Genomic DNA, 19,487 nt, shown 5'->3' with positions numbered 1-19,487 from the left:
ACCAGGGCTACAGGCTTCGCAGCCTTGTTCCACGCCGGTGGTTCTCCTGACCTGGTGTGGATGGCCGGGCCGCGTGCGCCGGGAATAGAGTTCCCGAAGGCGTCGCGTCCTGAACATGGTGCGGGTTTGAGGCTTTTGGAATCGCCAGGACGAGCGGCTGCCTGAGCACCCAGGCGAGGGCGATCTGCGCGGGGCTGCCATTGTGTTCGTTTGCGATGCGGACCAGCACGGAGGTGGGCGTCAATGGGATGCCGCGAATCCACGGCGGTCGTTCAAGTTGCGGCGCTCGTCTTGGGGGAAGATCCCGGCCAGGATCCGATCGGATTCCGCCTGTGCCGCGACGTCGAAGGCTCCGCCTGTGACCAGTAACTCGTTAGCGCCAGAGGTCGCCAGAAGGCGCTGGACTTGAGTCCGCACCTCTGAGGCCGTGCCGTAAAGCGATGTGGACAGGCTGCTTTCGACCGCTTCCTTTTCCCGGAGACTCAGGCCGGTCCACTCGGTCGGACCCACGGGCGCCAAGGCAGCGAATTCGCCGGTGGTCCTGGAGCGGGCCAGCGCGACGGCTTCGGGCAGAAGCAGTTCCCTCGCCGCCTGGCGGGTGGCGGCCACCGCTACGTTGGCGGAAACCAGGATAAACGACCGCTCGAACCAACGTGATGGACGGAACTGTGAGCGATACCTTTCCAACGCCGGGAGTGTGCCGTTCTGATCCGTCCGGAACACGGCAGGCCCGCCCAGCACAACAGCCAGGCCGGCGCGGGCTGCAATGTCGATTCCCGAACCGGTGGCCAGCACGAATACCGGTGTAGCCGAATCATTCCGCGGCCGGGCAGTGATGGGCGCGGCGCCGGACAGGTAAGCAAGCAGTTGGGCCAGCTGGTCTTCAAACCGCTCCGCGTCCTGTTTCCCTGCGCGAAGCGCATTCCGGACTGCCGGGGTGAAACCGACAGACCGGCCAACGCCCAAGTCGATCCGCCCGGGATGCAGAGCCTCCAGCGTGGCCGCCTGTTCTGCCACCACGAGTGGTTGGTGGTTGGGAAGCATGATGCCTCCTGAACCGACCCGGATGGAGTGCGTCCGGGCAGCAACAGCGGCCATCAGCACGGCCGGAACGGAACCGGCGATGCCTGGCACGGCATGGTGCTCTGCGACCCAGAAGCGGTGGTAACCCCAGTCCTCGGCCCGCTGAGCCCGTTCCAGCACCCGGTTCAGGGCGTCCGAAGCAGGAAACCCGTCCCGGGCGTTGGCACGGTCGAGAATGGAAATCCGGGGAAGGGCCATACTGCTTGAACCCCTCCGGGCGCGGAAGAATTCCGTTCCGGAACGCGGTTACGGACGTCCCCCGCAGCTTGTCTCCGGCTTCAAAAGGAGGTCGGTCTCCCTGTTGGCCAGCTGTGTGAGCAGTTGGCCAACTACCGCGAGACGTGGCCATCTAAGTTGAAAAATGTCCAAGTACCGTGATACCTCAAAACATGTCTCCGTCAACCTGAGGACACACTTGGTGAGTGGGGGGAGAACTAGAAGTCCCAGTCCTCATCCTCAGTATTGACGGCCTTGCCGATCACGTAGGAGGAACCGGAGCCTGAAAAGAAGTCGTGGTTCTCGTCTGCGTTCGGGGACAGGGCGGAGAGGATGGCCGGGTTCACGTCGGTGACGGACGCCGGGAACATGGCCTCGTAGCCCAGGTTCATCAGGGCCTTGTTGGCGTTGTAGTGCAGGAACTTCTTGACGTCCTCGGCCAGGCCGACGCCGTCGTAGAGGTCGTGCGTGTACTGGACTTCGTTTTCGTACAGCTCGAAGAGCAGTTCGAAGGTGTAGTCCTTGATCTCCTGCCGGCGCTCTGCAGAAACCGTTTCGAGGGCCCGCTGGAACTTGTAGCCGATGTAGTAGCCGTGCACGGCTTCATCGCGGATGATCAGGCGGATCAGGTCAGCCGTGTTCGTCAGCTTGGCCCTTGAGGACCAGTACATGGGCAGGTAGAAGCCCGAGTAGAACAGGAAGCTCTCCAGCAGCGTCGAGGCCACCTTCCGCTTCAGGGGGTCATCGCCCTGGTAGTAGTCCATGACAATCTGAGCCTTCTTCTGAAGGTTCTCGTTCTCCGTGGACCAGCGGAACGCTTCGTCGATCTCCTTGGTGGAGGCCAGCGTGGAGAAGATCGATGAGTAGCTCTTGGCGTGCACCGACTCCATGAACGCGATGTTCGTGTAGACGGCTTCCTCGTGCGGGGTGAGCGCATCCGGAATCAGCGAGACTGCGCCGACAGTGCCCTGGATGGTGTCCAGCAGGGTTAGGCCGGTGAAAACGCGCATGGTGAGCTGCTGCTCAGCCGGCGTCAGCGTGTTCCAGGACTGGACGTCATTGGACAGCGGCACCTTCTCCGGCAGCCAGAAGTTGTTGACCAGGCGGTTCCAGACGTCCACATCCTTGTCGTCCTGAATGCGGTTCCAGTTGATGGCCTCGACGTGGCTAAGCAGCTTGACCTTCTCGGTCATGTCATCCCCTAAGCGTTGGGTTGTTTCTCTAAGTTAAAGCGTACGACGGCGGGCGGGCGCCCGCCGTCGTACCTGCAGAATTTAGTTGAAGATTAAAGCATGCAACTGACGCAGCCGTCCACCTCAGTCCCTTCCAGTGCGAGCTGGCGGAGACGGATGTAGTAGATGGTCTTGATGCCCTTCTTCCAGGCGTAGATCTGGGCCTTGTTAATGTCGCGCGTGGTGGCGGTGTCCTTGAAGAACAGCGTCAGGGACAGGCCCTGGTCCACGTGCTGGGTGGCGGCAGCGTAGGTGTCGATGACCTTCTCGTAACCGATCTCATACGCGTCCTGGTAGTACTCCAGGTTGTCGTTCGTCAGGTACGGCGCCGGGTAGTACACGCGGCCCAGCTTGCCTTCCTTGCGGATCTCAATTTTGGACGCCACCGGGTGGATCGAGGAGGTGGAGTTGTTGATGTAGGAGATCGAGCCTGTGGGCGGAACGGCCTGCAGGTTCTGGTTGTAGATGCCGTGCTCCATAACGGAAGCTTTCAGTGCCAGCCAGTCAGCCTGCGTGGGAATGTGGACGTTCTTGAACAGCTCGCGCACCTTCTCAGTCTGCGGCACCCATTCCTGCTCCGTGTACTTGTCGAAGAACTCGCCGGAGGCGTACTTGGACTTCTCGAAGCCGCCGAAGGTCTGGCCTGTCTCGATGGCCAGCAGGTTGGAGGCACGGACCGCGTGGTACACCACGGAGTAGAAGTAGATGTTGGTGAAGTCCAGGCCCTCTTCGGAACCGTAGTGGACCCGCTCGCGGGCAAGGTAGCCGTGCAGGTTCATCTGACCCAGGCCGATGGCATGGCTCTGGTCATTGCCCTTGGCGATGGACGGCACCGAGGTGATGTTGGACATGTCAGACACAGCCGAAAGCGAGCGGATGGCCGTCTCGATGGTCAGGCCGAAGTCCGGCGAGTCCATGGCCTTGGCAATGTTCAGCGAGCCCAGGTTGCAGGAAATGTCCTTGCCGGTGTCCGCGTAGGACAGGTCATCGTTGTACGTGGTGGGCTGGGAAACCTGGAGGATCTCCGAGCACAGGTTGGACATGATGATCTTGCCGTCAATCGGGTTCTCCCGGTTCACGGTGTCCTCGAACATGATGTACGGGTAGCCGGACTCAAACTGGATCTCGGCCAGGGTCTGGAAGAACTCGCGGGCCTTGATCTTGGTCTTCTTGATCCGGGAGTCGTCCACCATCTCGTAGTACTTCTCGGTGACCGAGACGTCGGAGAACGGCATGCCGTAGACGCGTTCCACGTCGTACGGGGAGAACAGGTACATGTCCTCGTCCCGCTTGGCCAGCTCGAACGTGATGTCCGGGATGACAACGCCGAGGGAGAGGGTCTTGATGCGGATCTTCTCGTCGGCGTTCTCACGCTTGGTGTCCAGGAAGCGGTAGATGTCCGGGTGGTGCGCGTGCAGGTACACGGCACCGGCACCCTGGCGGGCACCTAGCTGGTTGGCGTAGGAGAAGCTGTCCTCGAGGAGCTTCATCACGGGAATGACGCCCGAGGACTGGTTCTCGATCTGCTTGATGGGCGCGCCCACCTCGCGGATGTTGGTCAGCGCGAACGCCACACCGCCGCCGCGCTTGGACAGCTGCAGCGCCGAGTTGATGGAACGGCCGATCGACTCCATGTTGTCTTCGATGCGGAGCAGGAAGCAGGAGACCAGCTCGCCGCGCTGCTTCTTGCCGGCGTTCAGGAACGTGGGGGTGGCCGGCTGGAAGCGGCCCTCGATGATTTCGTCAACCATCTGCAGGGCAAGCTGCTCGTTGCCGCGGGCCAGGTGCAGGGCCACCATGCAGACACGGTCCTCGTAGCGCTCCAAGAACCGCTTGCCGTCAAACGTCTTCAGCGTGTAGGACGTGTAGAACTTGAAGGCACCGAGGAAGGTCTCGAAGCGGAACTTCTTTTTGTAGGCGCGGTTGTACAGGTCACGGATGAAGTTCATCGTGTACTGGTCCAGCGTCTCGCGCTCGTAGTAGTCGTTCTTGACCAGGTATTCGAGCTTCTCTTCCAGGTCGTGGAAGAACACGGTGTTGTTGTTCACGTGCTGCAGGAAGTACTGGTGCGCGGCCTCGCGGTCCGCCTCGAACTGGATCTCGCCGCTGGGGCCGTACAGGTTAAGCATGGCGTTCAGCTCGTGATAACCCAGGCCCTTGTAAGCAGCGGGCATCTCAGGCTTCTGGGCCCTGGTTACTTCTGTGTCTGCGACAGTCGTGTCCAAAACGTGTCCAATCCATTGTTTACGCGGGTCACGTCTTCTGGCGTGCCCATTAATTCGAAGCGGTAGAGGTGCGGTACTCCGCACTTGGCGGCGATGATGTCCCCCGCCATGCAGTAGTTGTCCCCGAAGTTTGTGTTGCCGGCACCGATCACTCCGCGCAGGAGCTGCCTGTTCTGCGGAATGTTCAGGAACCGGATGACCTGCTTGGGGACAGAACCCTCTCCCCCGGTGCCGCCATAAGTGGGCACCACCAGCACGAACGGCCGGGTGGCGAGGAGGGGTGCGTCCTTGGCGAGCAGCGGAATCCGGGCCACCTCACGGCCGAGCTTGGAGACAAAGCGGCTGGTGTTCTCGGACGCCGAGGAAAAGTAGATGAGCCGGCTGCCGGTAACAACCGCCGGCGCCGGCGAGGAACCGTCCACGCGCTGAGCCGCGTGAAGTTTCTGCGGTGCCTGGGATTCCTGTGCTGTGTGGAATTCCTGGGCTGCTGGTGCTGCCGTGGGAGTCACCTCAGCTGGTTGATTATTGCCGGCAGGAAATGCAGTGACCCCTAGGCCACGGAGGAAACAGCGGAAAGCGCCAGTTCCTCGATCTTGTCCGGGCGGAAGCCTGACCAGTGGTCCTGGTCCGTGACCACAACGGGTGCCTGCATGTAGCCCAGTGCCTTCAGGCGCTCGAGTGCCTCGGCGTCCTGGGAGATGTCAACGCTCTGGTACGTGATGCCCTTTTTGTCGAGCGCCCGGTAGGTGGCGTTGCACTGAACACAAGCAGGCTTTGTGTAAACCGTTACGGTCATGGTCCTGTCCCCTTTGCTGAAAAACTTGCTCGTCCGGGTTCCCGCCCAAGCTGTATGTAGATACTACATCTAGTGCAGACGCCTCTTTGGAACCCCAAGATGATGTATTACAAGTATGTCATTTAATGCACCTTTAATCCACAGGGAGGGGCCTTCAAAATGTCCGGAATCCCGCCGTTTTTGCGGACGGAATCCACACCCTGTGGAGTACTTAGCCACATTTAACGCCCAGCGTGTCGTCGAAAAGACGGCGTGTCGGCCCTTGTGCTCCCCCTGCTTACTTTGTGGTCCTCCCCACGATCTGGCGGGCCACCAGCCGGTCAATGCCAGGCAGCCGGGCTGCCCGTACGGTCCACCGGCGCAGGAGGAGCTGGGCCTGGTTTGCGGGAAGGAACGATGAGGCGGTGCGCCTCCCGGCGGCCTGCGCCGCCTCCACCACTGGTCTCCAACTCCGCTCGAATTCGGCCAGGGCTGAAGCGATACCGGCCGGTGAGGTCACAGGTCCGAGAACGTCGCCCAGCCGCGCGGCGCCGGCAATTGCGAGCGAGCCGCCCTGGCCCGCGAGGAGCGACACGGCACCGCTGGCGTCCCCCACAAGAACGGCCCGTCCGTTGTGCCAGCGCGGCATTACAACCTGCGCCACGACGTCATCGTACGGATGCTCCGGACACAGTTCGAGGAGCCGGTCCACCGCGGGACCCAGTCCAACGAACTCTCGGCGCAGCCGATCCCGCGGACTGTCCAGCCCCAGGTCCCCTGCTGTGCTTGTTGCGTCCCGGTAGACCAGGAATCCCGCCACCTCCTGCGCGCGAAGGCCGTACAACCCGGCCACCCGGTTGATGCTGTCGGTGAGGACAAATCTGTTCCCAAAAAGGGCATTCAGTAGCGGTTCGGTGACGATGAAGGCGGCGGCACGCATGCCCAGCGGGCGCAGGTACTCCTCCCCGGGGCCGAACACCTGGCCGCGCACGGCAGAATGGATGCCGTCAGCGCCGATGAGGATGTCAGCAGCTAGCGCCATTTCCGGGGTGCCGCCCACAGCGACCTGCACGCCGGCACCATCGGTCCATGTCCGGGTATACGGCGCCCCATAGTGGAGCCGCACCCGGCCGGAGGGCACGTCGTCGAGGGCCGCGAGCGCCGCACGCTCCATATCGGGGCGCAGCAGGGTCAGGACCTTGCCGCCGGCCAGCCGGGCGAAGTGTCCGTAGTCGAGCCTCGACGTGGGGCGTCCCGCGGCATCGACATACTCCGCTGCCTCGACGCGGTAGGCCGCCGCCGCGAGCCGCGGATAGAGGCCGATCCGCTCGGCCGCCTCCACTCCTGGACCGAAGAAGTCCAACATGTAGCCATCGGGCCGCGGACCAACCGCCTGCTCGAGGACTTCGGCATCCCAGCCGGCCAAGGCGAGCTGGCGGGCCGCGACGAGTCCCGCAATGCCCGCACCGACAATCACGGCCTTCATGTCCTGCCTCAAAACGATCGGCTCAGCACGGGCTGCAGGAGCCCGGCAGGAGCACAGAGTTCCGCCTCACCCGTCGCCTCATTGTTGGCTCTGCACTAGCAGGCTGTCCAGAGCGGGGACCTGGTTGCTAGAGCTGGACCTCCCGGCGATCCAGCACAATCTGCTGCACATCCAGGTAGCCGGACTGGAACCCTGCCCGGGAATAACACAGGTAGAACAGCCACATGCGCTGGAACACCGCGTCGAAGCCGAGTTCCTCCACCTCGCGGGACTGCTCCAGGAACCGTTCCTCCCACAGCCGCAGGGTGGCGGCGTAGTGGTCGCCCATGCCCATCCGTTCCCGGACCCGCAGTGACGTGTGCTGCTGCGTCACGCCCTCGATGGCACGGACGGACGGCAGGAAACCGCCCGGGAAGATGTACTTGTGGACCCACGTGTAGGCGTTCCGGGTGGCGAGCATTCGCCCGTGCGGCATGGTGATCGCCTGGATGGCCACCTTCCCGCCGGGCGCCAACACGCGGTCAATGGTCTGGAAGTAAATGGGCCAGTACTCGTACCCCACAGCCTCGATCATCTCGACGGATACAACGGCGTCGTACTCCCCCTCCACAGCACGGTAGTCCTGCAGAGCCACGGTCACCTGGTCCGTATAACCGGCAGCTGCGATCCGCTGCTGTGCGAGCGCCTGCTGCTCACTGGAGAGGGTAACGCTGTAGACAGTGGCGCCGCGTGCCGCAGCCCGGAGTGCCAGCTCACCCCAGCCGGTGCCGATCTCCAGGAGCCGGGTCCCGGCACCGACGCCGGCCTTATCCAGTAACCGGTCGATCTTCGCCTGCTGCGCTTCGGCGAGGGCTTCCCAGCCAACAGCAGAAAGCGGTCCGGCTTTGAGCGGAAACAATGCGGACGAGTAGCTCATGCTGGAGTCAAGGAAGGTGGAAAACAGATCGTTGGACAGGTCGTAGTGCCGCGAGATGTTGCTGCGGGTGTTCTGCTCAGCGTTCAGTTCCTGCCGCGGCGTGCGCGGCAGGTACAAGGCGCGCAAGGCCTGCAGCGGCGCGGGAATCAACGTACCTACCGAGGCGGCAAAGACTTCCAGGACGCCGGCAAGATCGCTGGCCTCCCAGTCCCCGGCCATAAACGACTCGCCCAGCCCGATCAGTCCGTTGTCGCCGATCCGCACTTCAAACGCCTCCGGCCGGACCATCACCATCACGGGGGCATCCAGGCCGCCGGCGCCCAGGACCGTACCGTCCGGGTACTCAACACGCAGGGGCAGCCGCTTTACTGCCCCCTTGAACAGCAGTCCCGCGGCCTTGCCCGCCACTGCCGCTTTAGGGCCCGACGGCGGCTGGGCAACTTCCGGCCATACCTCCGGATCGATGATGACGGGCGACGCCGGCACGCCAGTTGCCGTCCAGGCTGCGGCATAGTGAGCGGCGGCTTCCTGCAGCTCGCCTGCAGCTTTGTCTCTGGCCTTGTTCCTGACAGTCATTGCAGCTGCTTGGTTGTCGTCAATCATTGTCATTGAACTGCCTCCTGTGAGGGGTGGTGTGGCCTGGCGACGACGGGCAGCCGGCGGGCCCAAAGTTTGATGCCCTGTACCCGGATGAGTGCGGATACCAGGAGCGGTGCGGCCGGTACCGCCAGGGCCGCGGCCAGGATGTTTGCTAGCGTGGCCGGCCGGCGCGTGCCGTCCATGGCGGCCACGAACGGCCGGTGGCCTTCGCGGGCCAGCACGATGGAAACCCCGAGGCGCTCCCCCGGCGCGGGCAGCTTCATGCGGTACTGCCCGTCCACCTCGTTGAAGGGTGAAACATAGAACGCTTTCGGGACTGCAGCCCGCCCGGCCGGATCCGTCCGGAGAAGGTAGCAGTGGCGCTCCCCGTAGGTGTTGTGCACTTCGGCCACCACGCACTCAAGCTCGCCGGTGGACCGGTAGCACCAGAAGAGGGTCAGCGGGTTGAAGACGTAACCGAAGACCCTGGCGCTGGTCAGCATGCGTATGGGGCCGCCGTCGGGCTCTATCCCCTCGGCTTGCAGGTACCGTTCCACGTTGCTGCGGATGGTGGCGTCCGGATCGCCGAGGTGGTCGCCCGCGCGGAACACGGCCAGCGGCCGCAGCAGGAACGGAAGCCGCGGGAGCCTGTCGACGTCCACGAACCAGCTGTAGCTGCGGTACGTGAATGCGTTCTTCAACGGTGTGCGCCGCACGTGGGAAATTGACGTGCGGTAGATGGCCGCGCTCATGAAAAGTCCGTTGCGGAAAGGAGTTCCCGCTTCCCGCCATTCGGGGACTCGAGCGGATCACCAGCTACGGCATGACTCCAGGAACGGCCTAAAGATTCCGCCGCCCGGACGCCGGACAGTGCGCCGTCCTCATGGAAGCCCCAGCCCAGGTACGCTCCGGCGTAGGCGATGCGGCTGTCGCTGAGTCCTGCGATCGCCTGCTGCGCCTGCAGGGATTCAGGGGTGTACTGCGGGTGCTCGTACACCATGCGCTCCAGCACGGCGTCGTCAGCAATCAGCTCAGACTCCCCCAGGCTCACCAGGTAAGGCCTGCCCCCAACGGGGTCCAGCCGCTGCAGCCGGCTGAGGTCGTAACTGACCAGCACCTTGTCCGGCCGGGCGTCGCACGACGGCAGGCGGTAGTTCCACGACGCCTTCGCATTGCCGGCCGTAGGAAGGACCGCCGTATCCTGGTGGAACACGGTGTGGTTTACCGAGTAAGGCATTCCACCCAGTGCCTGCTTCTCAGCGGGCGTGGCATCTGCCAGGAACCCGAGTGCCTGGGCCGGGTGGGTGGCAATGACGACGGCGTCAAAGTCTTCCAGCCCGTGCTCAGTCGCGAGCTCCACACCATCCGGCAGGCGTCGGATGGCAGTGACAGGGGTGCTGACCCGGACATCCGACAGGGTGGCTGCAAGTTTCTCCACGTAGCGGGCGGAGCCGCCGGTGACGGTCCGCCACTGCGGTGAGCCCTTCACGCCCAGCATCCCGTGATGATCCAGGAAGGTGAAGAGGTAGCGTGCGGGGTAGGCCAGCGCAGTGGTGGGGTCGCAGGACCAGACGGCACTGACTACCGGGGTCATGAAATGCGAGATGAAGTACGGGCTGAAGTTTTCCCGTTCCAGGAACTCGCCGAGCGTCAGCTCAGGCGGGGCGGCGTCCGGGCTGACCGCTGAAACGGGTGCACTGCGCAGGAGGGCCCGTGCCTTGCGGTAGAAGCGGGTGACCTCGAGCAGCATCAGCAGGTAGCGGCCCCGCAGCAGGCTGGACGGGCGGGCAATAATTCCGCGGCCGCCATCGCGCGCCCCTGCGTACTCCAGCCCGCAGCCATCGCACCGGACGGACATGCTCATTTCCGAGTCCTGGGTCTCCACCCCCAGCTCGGTAAACAGCCGCAGCAGGGTGGGGTAGGTCCGCTCGTTGTGGACGATGAAGCCGGTATCGACGCCGATGGCCGTCCCGCCCGGTTGCGGAATGTCGTGCGTGTGGGCATGCCCGCCCAGCCGGGCGTCTGCCTCAAACAGGGTGACGTTATCCTGCCGGTTGAGGACGTAGGCTGCCGTTAGACCGGCCACGCCGCTGCCGACGACGGCAACCCGCCGTCTTTCGCCTCTGTTTACTGCTGGGTCAGGTGACAATTTATGCTCCTCTGCTGAACATTTGCCAAGGGTGGATATACAGAGGGCAATTCGGGGCAGCAGTAGCAGCGGATGGGTCCCGGCCCGGCAGCTTCTTGAGCGCTGGGCGGCGGAGTACTGTGGGCAGGTGGTAAATCCGGTACACCTAAAGACCCTTCTGGAGGTCACGCGGCTTGGCTCGTTCGCGGCCGCCGCGTCAACGCTGGGCTACACGGCCTCGGCAGTCTCGCAGCAGATGTCTGCGCTGGAACGGGACACCGGCGTGGTCCTCTTCCAACGTTCCGCGCGCAGCGTGGTACCTACGGAAGCCGCCGTCGTGATGACCCGGCACGCTGCCAAAGTGCTCACGGACATGGAGGCACTGATGGCCGCTGCCTCCAAAACCCAGGACACGGCCAACCAGGAACTTCGGCTGGGCATTTTTCCCAGCCTGGCAACCTATGTCCTGCCCCGGATCCTGAAGAACCCGGCATGGAAGAACCTGGGCATTGACCTGAAAGTATCCGTGGCGGAACCCGGCCAAACCATCCAGGGGCTGCGTACCGGCGGCGACCTGGACCTTGCCGTGGTTTTCCAGGTGGGTCAGACAGGATTCGCGTGGCCGAACACCATCAACCGGCAGTGGATCGGGGACGACAACTTCCGGGTAGTCCTGCCGGCCGGGTGGGGTTTCCGGTCCGACGCGAAGGTGGCAGCGGACCATCTGTCCGAAATGCCGTGGATCATGCACCACCCCGGGACCAGCGATGCCATGGTCATCGAACGCCTCTTCGCGGGCTGCAACCTGCATCCCCGCGTGGTGGCCCACAGTGACGACTTCCACGCAAGCCTCGAGATGGCCGCGGCAGGGCTCGGCGCTGCGCTGGTTCCCGAACTGGCACTGCGGCACCGGCCCGAGGGCGTGGTGGTGCTCGACGTTCCCGAGATCCGGCTGGCCCGCAACGTATTCGCGCTGCTGATCAATGACAGGAAAACCGCCCGGGTTCAGCTGTTTGTCGACCTGCTGGCAGAAACTCTCGCTGGCATGCGCACCGCGGTGAATTAGGCCCGAACGCTGGAATGCACCGCAGTTCGGGTCTATGTTGAAAGTATGAACAAGGTAGCGAGCCAGCACTTTGGAGAGATCGAGCTCAACCACGGCAAGGATCACTCGATCGCCGCCAAGCATGAACTACGCGGCCATCCGCTGGAAATCGACCTGAACGTCACCGCCCATGACCACTTCGACGAGGCAGCCCTGCGCAAGGTGGACTACCGTTTGCGTTTCCTGCCCGAGCTTGTCGATGAGGTGCGGGACATGATCGCCGAGGAGCTGGAGCAGGAAGGAACCAGCCCCCAGGAGTACCTCCACTTCCACTGCAACGCCCTCAAGGACGAGCACCTGCAGAAGGTTTTCGGCGTAACGGAGCGCAGCCAGCTCACCAATGCGGTGTTCCTGAAGGCACTGAAGCTTGGCCATGTGGGGATCTACCCTGGCCAGCCTGAGCGCTACTTCGTGATGGACTTCACCCTGGGCGAGCATTTCACCGACGAGGTCCTGGTGGCGTCAGCCGACGAGGACGGCGTGGTGGACGACGAGATCGTCTGGTCCTGATAAAGCAAAAGCGGTGGTTGGGCCTCAGGCTCAACCACCGCTTTTTGTTGTCTTACCCGGCGGTTGCCAGCAGGCTGGCGCGGACCGTCTTGGTGGCCTCCACCAGGTTCCGCAAGGACTCCTCGGTCTCGGTGTAGCCGCGGGTCTTCAGGCCGCAGTCCGGGTTCACCCAGAGCTGGCGGGTGGGCACGTGCTTGACGGCAGTGCTCAGGAGCTCGGTGACTTCTCCTGTGCCGGGGACGCGCGGCGAGTGGATGTCGTAAACGCCTGGGCCAACGCCGCGGCCGAAGCCGTGGGCCTCAAGGTCATGCACAACCTCCATGCGGGACCGCGCGGCCTCGATGGAGGTGACGTCTGCGTCCAGGCCGTCGATGGCGTCGATGATCACTCCGAACTCCGAGTAGCAGAGGTGGGTGTGGATCTGGGTGGCGTCTGCCGCGCCGGCGGTGGCCAGCCGGAATGAGTCCACGGACCACTTCAGGTAGGCGGCGTGGTCGGCCTTGCGCAGCGGCAGGAGTTCGCGCAGTGCGGGCTCGTCCACCTGGATGACCTTGATGCCGGAGGCTTCAAGGTCGGCGATTTCGTCGCGCAGTGCCAGTCCCACCTGGTTGGCGGTCTCGCCCAGCGGCTGGTCGTCGCGGACGAAGGACCAGGCCAGGATGGTGACCGGACCGGTGAGCATGCCCTTCATGGGCTTGCTGGTGAGGGACTGTGCGTACTTGGCCCACTCCACCGTGATGGGGGCGCTGCGGGTGACGTCGCCCCACAGTATGGAGGGACGGGTGCAGCGTGAGCCGTAGGACTGGACCCAGCCGTGGACTGTGACGTCAAAACCTTCGAGGTTCTCGGCGAAGTACTGCACCATGTCGTTGCGCTCGGGCTCGCCGTGCACCAGGACGTCGTAGCCGAGCTCCTCCTGCAGGTCCACAACGCGCTTGATTTCGTCCTTCATGAGCTTTTCGTACTGCTCGTTGGTGAGATCGCCCTTGTTGTTGCGGGCGCGGGCCGAACGGATCTCCGGGGTCTGCGGGAAGGAACCGATGGTGGTGGTGGGCAGCGGCGGAAGGTGCAGTGCTTCTTCCTGGGCGGCTTCGCGGACCGCGTATTCGGAGCGGCTGAAGTCAGCGGCAGTCAGGGCCCCGGTGCGGGCACGGACGTCTGAACGGCGGACACCTTCGGCGGTGGCGCGGGAGGCGATCACTGCGGTTGCTTCGTCGATGGCCGCTTTGGCCGAGGCGGGGTCGGCCAGGTAGGACGCGAGGGTCTTGACCTCAGCCGCCTTCTGGTCGGAGAAAGCCAGCCAGCTGCGGAGCTGGTCGGAGAGCTGCGTCTCCTCGGCGGCGTCGTGCGGGACGTGCTGGGTGGAGGTGGAGGTGGAGACGGCGAGCCTGCCGGCTGCGGCCTTAAGTTCCTCCAGCTTTGCGGCGGACGCGGCGAGGTCGTTGCGCCAGATGTTGTGGCCGTCAACCACACCGGCAACCAAGGTCTTGTTGCCCAGGCCGGCGAGCGCCGCGGCGGAAGGAACTGCGCCCTTGAAGACGTCAATGTGCAGGGCGTCGATGTTGGTGGCTGCGAGCGTGCCGAGCTGGCCGTCCAGCGAGCCGTACGGAGTGGAAACCAGGATCTGCGGGCGGTTGGCTGCAGCGGTGAGGACCTCGTAGGCGCGGGCAACGGCTGCTTCGATTTCTGCGGACGGGGTGTCCTGGTCCACCACCAGGGCGGGCTCGTCGAGCTGGACCCAGCCGGCGCCGGCGGCCGCAAGCTTCTCGAGCAGCTGGACGTAGACGGGCAGGATGTCCTCGAGGCGTGACAGCGGAGCGAAGCCTGCCGGGGCGCCGTCGGAAGCCTTGGACAGCAGCAGGTAGGTGACCGGGCCAACGATGTACGGGCGGGTCTCGATGCCGTTGGCCAGGGCGAAGGCGAACTCGTCAACCTTGGCCGTGGAGGCGAGGGTGAACGCGGTTTCGGGACCGATCTCCGGCACCAGGTAGTGGTAGTTGGTGTCGAACCACTTGGTCATCTCCAGCGGCTGCTGTTCCTTGTTGCCGCGGGCAAGCGTGAAGTAGCCGTCGACGTCGAGCTGTCCCTCTGCGTTGAGGAGCTTGCCGAAGCGGGCCGGGACTGCGCCGAGGTGCGCGGTGGTGTCGAGGACCTGGTCGTAGTAGGAGAAGGTGCCGGGAACGGCCGCGGCTTCGGTGAGGCCGAGTTCTTGCAGGCGCCTGGCGGTGGTCAGCTGGATGTCCTTGGCGGCGGCGTCCAAAGCGGCGCCGTCGATCTTGCCGGCCCAGTAGGCCTCAACGGCCTTCTTCAGCTCGCGGCGGCGGCCGATGCGGGGGTAGCCGAGGACCGAAGCTGTGGGGAATGGAGTAACGGGTGTGCTGTTTTCAGGCATGACAATTCCTAGGTATGTGGGCCGTAGCGTCTACGGCAGTGAGGATGGAAGAGGTGTTCAGCTGGCGAGCTGGCGGCTGGCGGCCGTTGCCTGGCGGATGCCGGTGCGGCTGCGCCGCGGAAGGGCCAGCTTGTCCAGCACCTCCAGCGCGCTTTGGTGCTCGTTGAAGGTGTAGATGTGGATGCCGGGGGCGCCGGCTTCCAGTGCTGCTTTGGCCAGGTCCACGGTGGCGCTGACACCGATGTGGAGGCGTTCGAGGTCGGTGTCTGCCGCGGCGAGGCGCGCCATCAGTTCCGGAGCCGGTTCCACGCCTGCCAGTTCGCCCAGTCGGTTCAGGCGGCGGAGGCTGGTGAACGGCATGACGCCGGGGATGATGGGGATGGTAACCCCTGCACGGCGGGCCCTGGTGAGCAGGTCCGCGTACTGGTCGGTGTGGAAGAAGACCTGGGTGATGGCGAAATCGGCGCCGGAACGCTGCTTGGCGAGCAGCACCTCGACGTCGTGCTCCTCACTGGGTGATTCCGGATGCCGGGTGGGATACGCCGCAACGCCCACCGCGATCTTTCCGGCGCACAGCAGTGCCGACCGGCGCTGCTCCACGCGGCGGATGAGTTCGATCAGGTCCTGGGCGTAGCGCAGCGAGCCTGCAGCAGGTTCACCGCCGTCCTGGGGAAGGTCACCGCGCAGAGCGAGGATGCCCCGCACGCCGGTATCCAGCAGCTCGCCGATGATCCCTGCCAGTTCCTGCGGGGTGTTGCCCACGCAGGTCAGGTGGGCCAACGGCCGGAGGGTGGTCTCCAGCAGGAGCCGGTTGATGAGTTCGACGGCGGTGTCCCGGTTGGAGCCGCTGGCACCATAGGTGACCGAGACGTAGTCCGGCTCGGTGCTTTCCAGTTCGCGGATGGTAGTCCAGAGCGTTTCCGCGGCTTTCGGCGACCGTGGCGGGAACAGCTCGTAGGAGAGCGCCACCGGGGCGGCGTCGGAGAGGTTCGGATGTGTGTCAATAAGGCTGGGTGGCGACATTTGCGTCCTTGGCTTTGGGCCATTGAGGGCTGCCTGTCAGTTGTGACAGGACACCGGCAATGAATTTGAGTTTGGGGAACACGGAAGAACTCCACAAGGACGCAGCCGCGACTGTTACGCCTGGAATGAAGTTGTCCGTGAGCAAATGTCAGGCCCACATGGGGGCACCCACACCCTCCGCAACGGAGGATCGCTGACACGTTACCGCGGTAACTTGTATAGAACTCTAGGAGCGGCCGGAGAAGCATTCAAGTTCCCCGCCGAATTAAGACGCAGTCTTACGACTTGTTTCGTTGCTGTGCAGAACATTGTTCGCCCCGGCAGTGGTCCTGGCCCACGCTTTTGGCGTCCAAGCTCCGCGGATCTACCCCTCCCCACAGGGGCCTCCCCGGGTCTATCCTTTTTGACATGAGCGAGCTTCCAGCCAGTTACAAGGAGTTTCTCGCCGATAAAAGCGAGATGTTCATCAACACTGTTAAGCCTGTCCTTCAGCAGTCAGCTGCGGACAAGCTGCACGGCGTCCGCGTTGTTTACAACCCCGGCTCCACCGGCCACCAAGCCCACCTCGATGACAGCCTCCCCTACGGCGTGATCTTCGAGGACATCGACTGACAGGTCACGGGACCGGACGGGTTGCTTGCACGGTTGCGACAGTTCAGCCCCTCACTGCGCCCGAGAGGGCGAACGAGCTTCCGGCGCCCCTGGCCACGATGACGTAGAGGGCCAGGACCGGCAGTGAGTACAGGATGGAGAACGCGGCCAGCTGGCCGTAGGCAACTGCCCCATGCTGTCCGAAGAAGCTGAAGATGGACACGGCAGCGGGCTGGTTGGCCTCGGACAGGAGCAGCACGAACGGGACAAAGAAGTTGCCCCAGGCCTGGATGAACACAAAGATGAACACCACGCCCATGCCCTGGCGCATGAGCGGCAGGACGATGGTGCGCAGCGCGGTCATCCTCGACGCCCCGTCCACCCAGGCAGCCTCCTCGAGGGACAGCGGCACGCCGTCCATGAAGTTCTTGGTCATCCAGATGGCCATGGGCAGGGTGGTGGTGGCCATAAAGAAGATGGTGGCCGGCATCGAGTCCAGCAGGTTGAGCTGGACGAACAATCCGTACACCGGCACCATGATGGCCGTCACGGGTAGGCAGGTGCCGAAGAGGACGGCGTACATAAACGGGGTGTTGAACCGGGACCGGTAGCGGGACAGCGGGTAAGCCGCCAGCACTGCTGCAGCGAGGGTGACGGCGGCCGTGCCGGCGGAGAGCATCAGGCTGTTCCACAGTGGCTGGAACAGCAGCCCGGGCGACATGATGGCGGCAAAGTTTTCAAGGCTTGCCTGTGCCGGAACCCTCGTTTCGTGGCTTGCCTCGGCGTCCAAGGAGGCCAGGACCAGCCAGAAAAGCGGCAGCACGAAGCAGGCGCCGAGCAGCAGCAGGGACACATCTGCGGGAGTACTGGTGCGGGACCGCCCGCGGCTCCGGCCGCGGGTTTCGACGGAAGGCACAGCCCTGGACGCTTTTACGGGCGCGGTCATGGCTTCGCCTCCCGCAGCAGCCGGATGTAGACAGCACCAAAGACGCCTCCAATGAGGATCAGCACGGTAGCAACGGCAGTCCCGTAGCCGATGTCGCCAAACTTGAACGCCTCCTGGTAAGCCAGGATGGGCAGCGTGGTGCTGGCGTTGGCCGGGCCGCCGGCGGTCATCACCCAGATCAGGGTGAAGACAGCGAGGGTCTGCAGCGTAATCAGCATCAGGTTGGTGGCGATGCTCCCCCGGATCATGGGCAACGTGATGAAGGCAAGCCGCTGCCAGCCCCCGGCACCGTCCATCTGGGCGGCTTCGGACACTTCCGTGGGAACATCGTTCAGCGCCGCACGGTATACCAGCATGGAGAAGGCAGTGCCGCGCCAGATGTTGGCCAGCACCACCGCTGCCATGGGCCAGGAATAGAGCCAGTCCGGCTGGTCCAGCCCCAGGCCGCCCAGCAGTTGGTTAAGCGTCCCGTCGCGGCTGAAGTAGGCATAGGCGGCAAAGGCAGCAACGATCTCGGGAAGCACCCAGGCTGCGACCACCGCTGTGCCAACCACGGCAGACACAGTCCGGCGCGCACGGCGCATGAGGACGGCAAGTGCCAGCCCCAGCAGGTTCTGCCCCAGCACAGCAGAACCAAGAAGAAACAGCACCGTCAGCCCCAGCGACAGGGGAAACACCTGATCCACCAGCAGCCGCTGGTAGTTCTCCAGCCCGATCCATTGCGGGCTGCGCGCGTTGCGGCCTGTCAGGCCGGCGTTGGTGAAGGACGCGTGGAAAGCCCACAACACAGGACCGGCGAGGAAAACCAGCAGGAGCAGGACGGCAGGCAGGACGGGCAGGTAGCGCAGCAGCCCGCGTCCCCCGGTTTGGGCCGGCACCGCTTACTTCCGGACGGTGTTGTCGCCACCTACGATGTCCGTCACCGCTGCGTCGTAGTCCGCTGCTGCCTGTTCGGGCGCCCGGGCGCCGGTGATCACGGCCTCCGTTGCCTCCTGGACCGCGGCCGAAATTCGTGGATAGTCGGACGTTGCCGGGCGATAGCGGGTAACGGATACGAGTTCGGAGACGTCCTTCACGAACGGGTTTCCAGCCTGGTAGCCGGAATCGTCGGCGACGTCGCTGCGGACGGCGATCTGCGAGCTGTCGAGCGTGAAGGCAAGGGAATTTTCCCGGTTCATCGCTGTGCTGAGGAAGCTGAACGCGAGGTCGGGCTCCTTTGTTCCGGCACCGATGGCCAGCGTCCAGCCGCCGGACATGCTCACGGCTCCCGGGGCGCGGCCGTCCTGCGTCGGGAACGGGGCAACGCCCATCTCCTGCTCATACCCGGGCCATTCGTAGCTGCCGCCGTCCTGCCAGAACGACGGCGCGTAGGAGCCTTCCACGGTGGCGCCCAGCTTTCCCTTCGGGAACCATTCGCCGAACACCTTCTTCCAGACGTTCGCATCCAGTGCCTGGGCCGGCGTCACGGCGAGCCCCTCGTCGTAGAGCGTCTTGAGAAAGGCCAGGGAGTCCTTGAAGCCGGCGGACCCCACCACCCACTTTTTGGTTTCCTCGTCGTACAGCGTGGACCCGGTTCCGTACAGCAGTTCGTAGAAGCCCTGCATGACGGTTCCTTCACCAGTTCCCTTGCCCGCGTACATGTTGAACGGGACCACCGAGGGATCGTTCGCCTTGATCTTGCGTGCGGTGTCCAGGATGTCCTGCCAGCTGCGCGGCTCCCAGGGGACGCTGATCCCGGCGGCTTCGAGGACCTTCCGGTTGTACCAGATGGCCCGGGTGTCGGTGCCCAGCGGCACTGCGTAGGTCCCGCCGTCATCCGCCCGCCCTGCCGCCTTGGCGCCGTCGTCGAATTTGGACCAGTCCTCCCAGCCCTCGAGGTGGCTGTCCAGCTTGAGGAGGTAGCCGGCGTCGACGTCGGAGCGGACTTTGAAGGTGTCCTCGTAGAAGACGTCCGGCGCGGTGGAGGGCGATCTCAGCGCGAGGGCCAGCTTGGTGCCGTAGTCGTCGTCGTTGCCCTGGATGGGCTGCAGCTCCACCGCGACCCCCGGGTTTGCGGCCTCGAACTCCTGTTTGGCCGCCTGGAACATCGTCTCAAGGGCGGTGAAGGAATCGGTCTTCTGATAGACCACCTTCAGCGTCTTCGATCCGTCCTCGGGAGAAGCCGGCGTGCAGGCCGTCAGGACGATCAGTGCGGAAGCGATCAGGGACATGGTCTTCAGGGCCGGCCGACGCATGGTGCTCCATTTCCATCAATGGCTGCGGTCCCCCGTTGTCAGCGGG

Annotated in this window: 18 protein-coding genes; 3 read left to right on the top strand and 15 right to left on the bottom strand. The window is 64.2% G+C overall.

Annotation, left to right across the window (positions count from 1 at the left end):
• Positions 1-7: 7 nt before the first annotated feature.
• The 10 genes from AC50X7_RS00475 to AC50X7_RS00430 all read right to left on the bottom strand — a co-directional run bounded on the left by AC50X7_RS00475 (position 8) and on the right by AC50X7_RS00430 (position 10,661).
• The gene (locus tag AC50X7_RS00475; RefSeq protein ID WP_494977805.1) at positions 8-229 is read right to left on the bottom strand and encodes an aldo/keto reductase; all 222 of its coding nucleotides are present in this window, start codon (positions 227-229) and stop codon (positions 8-10) included.
• Positions 230-240: 11 nt separating this feature from the next.
• Positions 241-1,281: an MsnO8 family LLM class oxidoreductase gene (locus tag AC50X7_RS00470; RefSeq protein ID WP_494977275.1), complete on the bottom strand. Its 1,041-nt coding sequence runs from the start codon at positions 1,279-1,281 to the stop codon at positions 241-243.
• A gap of 236 nt (positions 1,282-1,517) precedes the next feature.
• Positions 1,518-2,492: a class 1b ribonucleoside-diphosphate reductase subunit beta gene (gene nrdF, locus AC50X7_RS00465; RefSeq protein ID WP_387546623.1), complete on the bottom strand. Its 975-nt coding sequence runs from the start codon at positions 2,490-2,492 to the stop codon at positions 1,518-1,520.
• 92 nt (positions 2,493-2,584) lie between these two features.
• A complete protein-coding gene (nrdE, locus tag AC50X7_RS00460) occupies positions 2,585-4,705 on the bottom strand; it encodes a class 1b ribonucleoside-diphosphate reductase subunit alpha (protein WP_104045168.1) in 2,121 nt (706 codons plus the stop codon).
• A 20-nt stretch (positions 4,706-4,725) separates the two neighbouring features.
• Positions 4,726-5,178: a class Ib ribonucleoside-diphosphate reductase assembly flavoprotein NrdI gene (gene nrdI, locus AC50X7_RS00455; protein ID WP_494977804.1), complete on the bottom strand. Its 453-nt coding sequence runs from the start codon at positions 5,176-5,178 to the stop codon at positions 4,726-4,728.
• 128 nt (positions 5,179-5,306) lie between these two features.
• The gene (gene nrdH, locus AC50X7_RS00450; RefSeq protein ID WP_013601222.1) at positions 5,307-5,552 is read right to left on the bottom strand and encodes a glutaredoxin-like protein NrdH; all 246 of its coding nucleotides are present in this window, start codon (positions 5,550-5,552) and stop codon (positions 5,307-5,309) included.
• Between the two features lie 277 nt (positions 5,553-5,829).
• Complete coding sequence (locus AC50X7_RS00445; RefSeq protein ID WP_494977274.1) at positions 5,830-7,017, bottom strand: FAD-dependent monooxygenase; 1,188 nt, start codon at positions 7,015-7,017, stop codon at positions 5,830-5,832.
• 127 nt (positions 7,018-7,144) lie between these two features.
• The gene (locus AC50X7_RS00440) at positions 7,145-8,542 is read right to left on the bottom strand and encodes a class I SAM-dependent methyltransferase (protein WP_494977273.1); all 1,398 of its coding nucleotides are present in this window, start codon (positions 8,540-8,542) and stop codon (positions 7,145-7,147) included.
• A complete protein-coding gene (locus tag AC50X7_RS00435; protein WP_494977272.1) occupies positions 8,539-9,264 on the bottom strand; it encodes a DUF1365 domain-containing protein in 726 nt (241 codons plus the stop codon). The genes AC50X7_RS00440 and AC50X7_RS00435 overlap by 4 nt, the downstream gene beginning before the upstream one ends.
• Positions 9,261-10,661 (bottom strand): NAD(P)/FAD-dependent oxidoreductase, encoded by a 1,401-nt coding sequence (locus AC50X7_RS00430; RefSeq protein ID WP_494977271.1) that lies wholly within the window; start codon positions 10,659-10,661, stop codon positions 9,261-9,263. Before AC50X7_RS00430 ends, AC50X7_RS00435 begins: the two co-directional genes overlap by 4 nt.
• Before the next feature lie 127 nt (positions 10,662-10,788).
• On the opposite strand from AC50X7_RS00430, the gene AC50X7_RS00425 reads away from it, so the two are divergent.
• Both AC50X7_RS00425 and AC50X7_RS00420 read left to right on the top strand, forming a co-directional pair.
• Positions 10,789-11,706 carry a LysR family transcriptional regulator gene (locus AC50X7_RS00425; protein WP_307094850.1) on the top strand — a complete coding sequence of 306 codons (918 nt, stop codon included), beginning with the start codon at positions 10,789-10,791 and terminating at the stop codon, positions 11,704-11,706.
• A 45-nt stretch (positions 11,707-11,751) separates the two neighbouring features.
• On the top strand, positions 11,752-12,255 hold the full coding sequence (locus AC50X7_RS00420) for a DUF2004 domain-containing protein (protein WP_307094849.1): 504 nt from the start codon (positions 11,752-11,754) through the stop codon (positions 12,253-12,255).
• Between the two features lie 52 nt (positions 12,256-12,307).
• On the opposite strand, the gene metE is transcribed toward AC50X7_RS00420, so the two are convergent.
• Together metE and AC50X7_RS00410 are read right to left on the bottom strand one after the other, a co-directional pair.
• Complete coding sequence (gene metE / locus AC50X7_RS00415) at positions 12,308-14,647, bottom strand: 5-methyltetrahydropteroyltriglutamate--homocysteine S-methyltransferase (protein WP_494977270.1); 2,340 nt, start codon at positions 14,645-14,647, stop codon at positions 12,308-12,310.
• Positions 14,648-14,704: 57 nt separating this feature from the next.
• On the bottom strand, positions 14,705-15,670 hold the full coding sequence (locus tag AC50X7_RS00410; RefSeq protein ID WP_494977269.1) for a methylenetetrahydrofolate reductase: 966 nt from the start codon (positions 15,668-15,670) through the stop codon (positions 14,705-14,707).
• A gap of 408 nt (positions 15,671-16,078) precedes the next feature.
• On the opposite strand from AC50X7_RS00410, the gene AC50X7_RS00405 reads away from it, so the two are divergent.
• Positions 16,079-16,282, top strand: a complete 204-nt coding sequence (locus AC50X7_RS00405; RefSeq protein ID WP_494977268.1) for a hypothetical protein — start codon at positions 16,079-16,081, stop codon at positions 16,280-16,282.
• A gap of 43 nt (positions 16,283-16,325) precedes the next feature.
• Here the strand turns inward: AC50X7_RS00405 and AC50X7_RS00400 are convergent, their stop codons facing one another.
• The 3 genes from AC50X7_RS00400 to AC50X7_RS00390 are packed head-to-tail and all read right to left on the bottom strand — an operon-like array spanning position 16,326 to position 19,441.
• A complete protein-coding gene (locus tag AC50X7_RS00400) occupies positions 16,326-17,207 on the bottom strand; it encodes a carbohydrate ABC transporter permease (protein ID WP_494977267.1) in 882 nt (293 codons plus the stop codon).
• Positions 17,204-18,085 (bottom strand): carbohydrate ABC transporter permease, encoded by an 882-nt coding sequence (locus AC50X7_RS00395; protein ID WP_494977266.1) that lies wholly within the window; start codon positions 18,083-18,085, stop codon positions 17,204-17,206. Before AC50X7_RS00395 ends, AC50X7_RS00400 begins: the two co-directional genes overlap by 4 nt.
• Before the next feature lie 3 nt (positions 18,086-18,088).
• A complete protein-coding gene (locus AC50X7_RS00390) occupies positions 18,089-19,441 on the bottom strand; it encodes an extracellular solute-binding protein (RefSeq protein WP_494977265.1) in 1,353 nt (450 codons plus the stop codon).
• Positions 19,442-19,487 lie beyond the last annotated feature (46 nt).

The organism is Pseudarthrobacter sp. Hb11, from assembly GCF_059383655.1.
This window is presented reverse-complemented; position numbering and strand designations above follow the sequence as displayed.

Excerpts from the sequence above, each read along its gene's own strand:
- AC50X7_RS00470 (WP_494977275.1), bottom strand. The coding sequence starts at position 1,281 with ATGGCCCTTCCCCGGATTTCCATTCTCGACCGTGCCAACGCCCGGGAC.
- nrdF (WP_387546623.1), bottom strand. The coding sequence starts at position 2,492 with ATGACCGAGAAGGTCAAGCTGCTTAGCCACGTCGAGGCCATCAACTGG.
- nrdE (WP_104045168.1), bottom strand. The coding sequence starts at position 4,705 with ATGCCCGCTGCTTACAAGGGCCTGGGTTATCACGAGCTGAACGCCATG.
- nrdH (WP_013601222.1), bottom strand. The coding sequence starts at position 5,552 with ATGACCGTAACGGTTTACACAAAGCCTGCTTGTGTTCAGTGCAACGCC.
- AC50X7_RS00445 (WP_494977274.1), bottom strand. The coding sequence starts at position 7,017 with ATGAAGGCCGTGATTGTCGGTGCGGGCATTGCGGGACTCGTCGCGGCC.
- AC50X7_RS00440 (WP_494977273.1), bottom strand. The coding sequence starts at position 8,542 with ATGACAATGATTGACGACAACCAAGCAGCTGCAATGACTGTCAGGAAC.
- AC50X7_RS00435 (WP_494977272.1), bottom strand. The coding sequence starts at position 9,264 with ATGAGCGCGGCCATCTACCGCACGTCAATTTCCCACGTGCGGCGCACA.
- AC50X7_RS00420 (WP_307094849.1), top strand. The coding sequence starts at position 11,752 with ATGAACAAGGTAGCGAGCCAGCACTTTGGAGAGATCGAGCTCAACCAC.
- metE (WP_494977270.1), bottom strand. The coding sequence starts at position 14,647 with ATGCCTGAAAACAGCACACCCGTTACTCCATTCCCCACAGCTTCGGTC.
- AC50X7_RS00410 (WP_494977269.1), bottom strand. The coding sequence starts at position 15,670 with ATGTCGCCACCCAGCCTTATTGACACACATCCGAACCTCTCCGACGCC.
- AC50X7_RS00405 (WP_494977268.1), top strand. The coding sequence starts at position 16,079 with ATGAGCGAGCTTCCAGCCAGTTACAAGGAGTTTCTCGCCGATAAAAGC.
- AC50X7_RS00400 (WP_494977267.1), bottom strand. The coding sequence starts at position 17,207 with ATGACCGCGCCCGTAAAAGCGTCCAGGGCTGTGCCTTCCGTCGAAACC.
- AC50X7_RS00390 (WP_494977265.1), bottom strand. The coding sequence starts at position 19,441 with ATGCGTCGGCCGGCCCTGAAGACCATGTCCCTGATCGCTTCCGCACTG.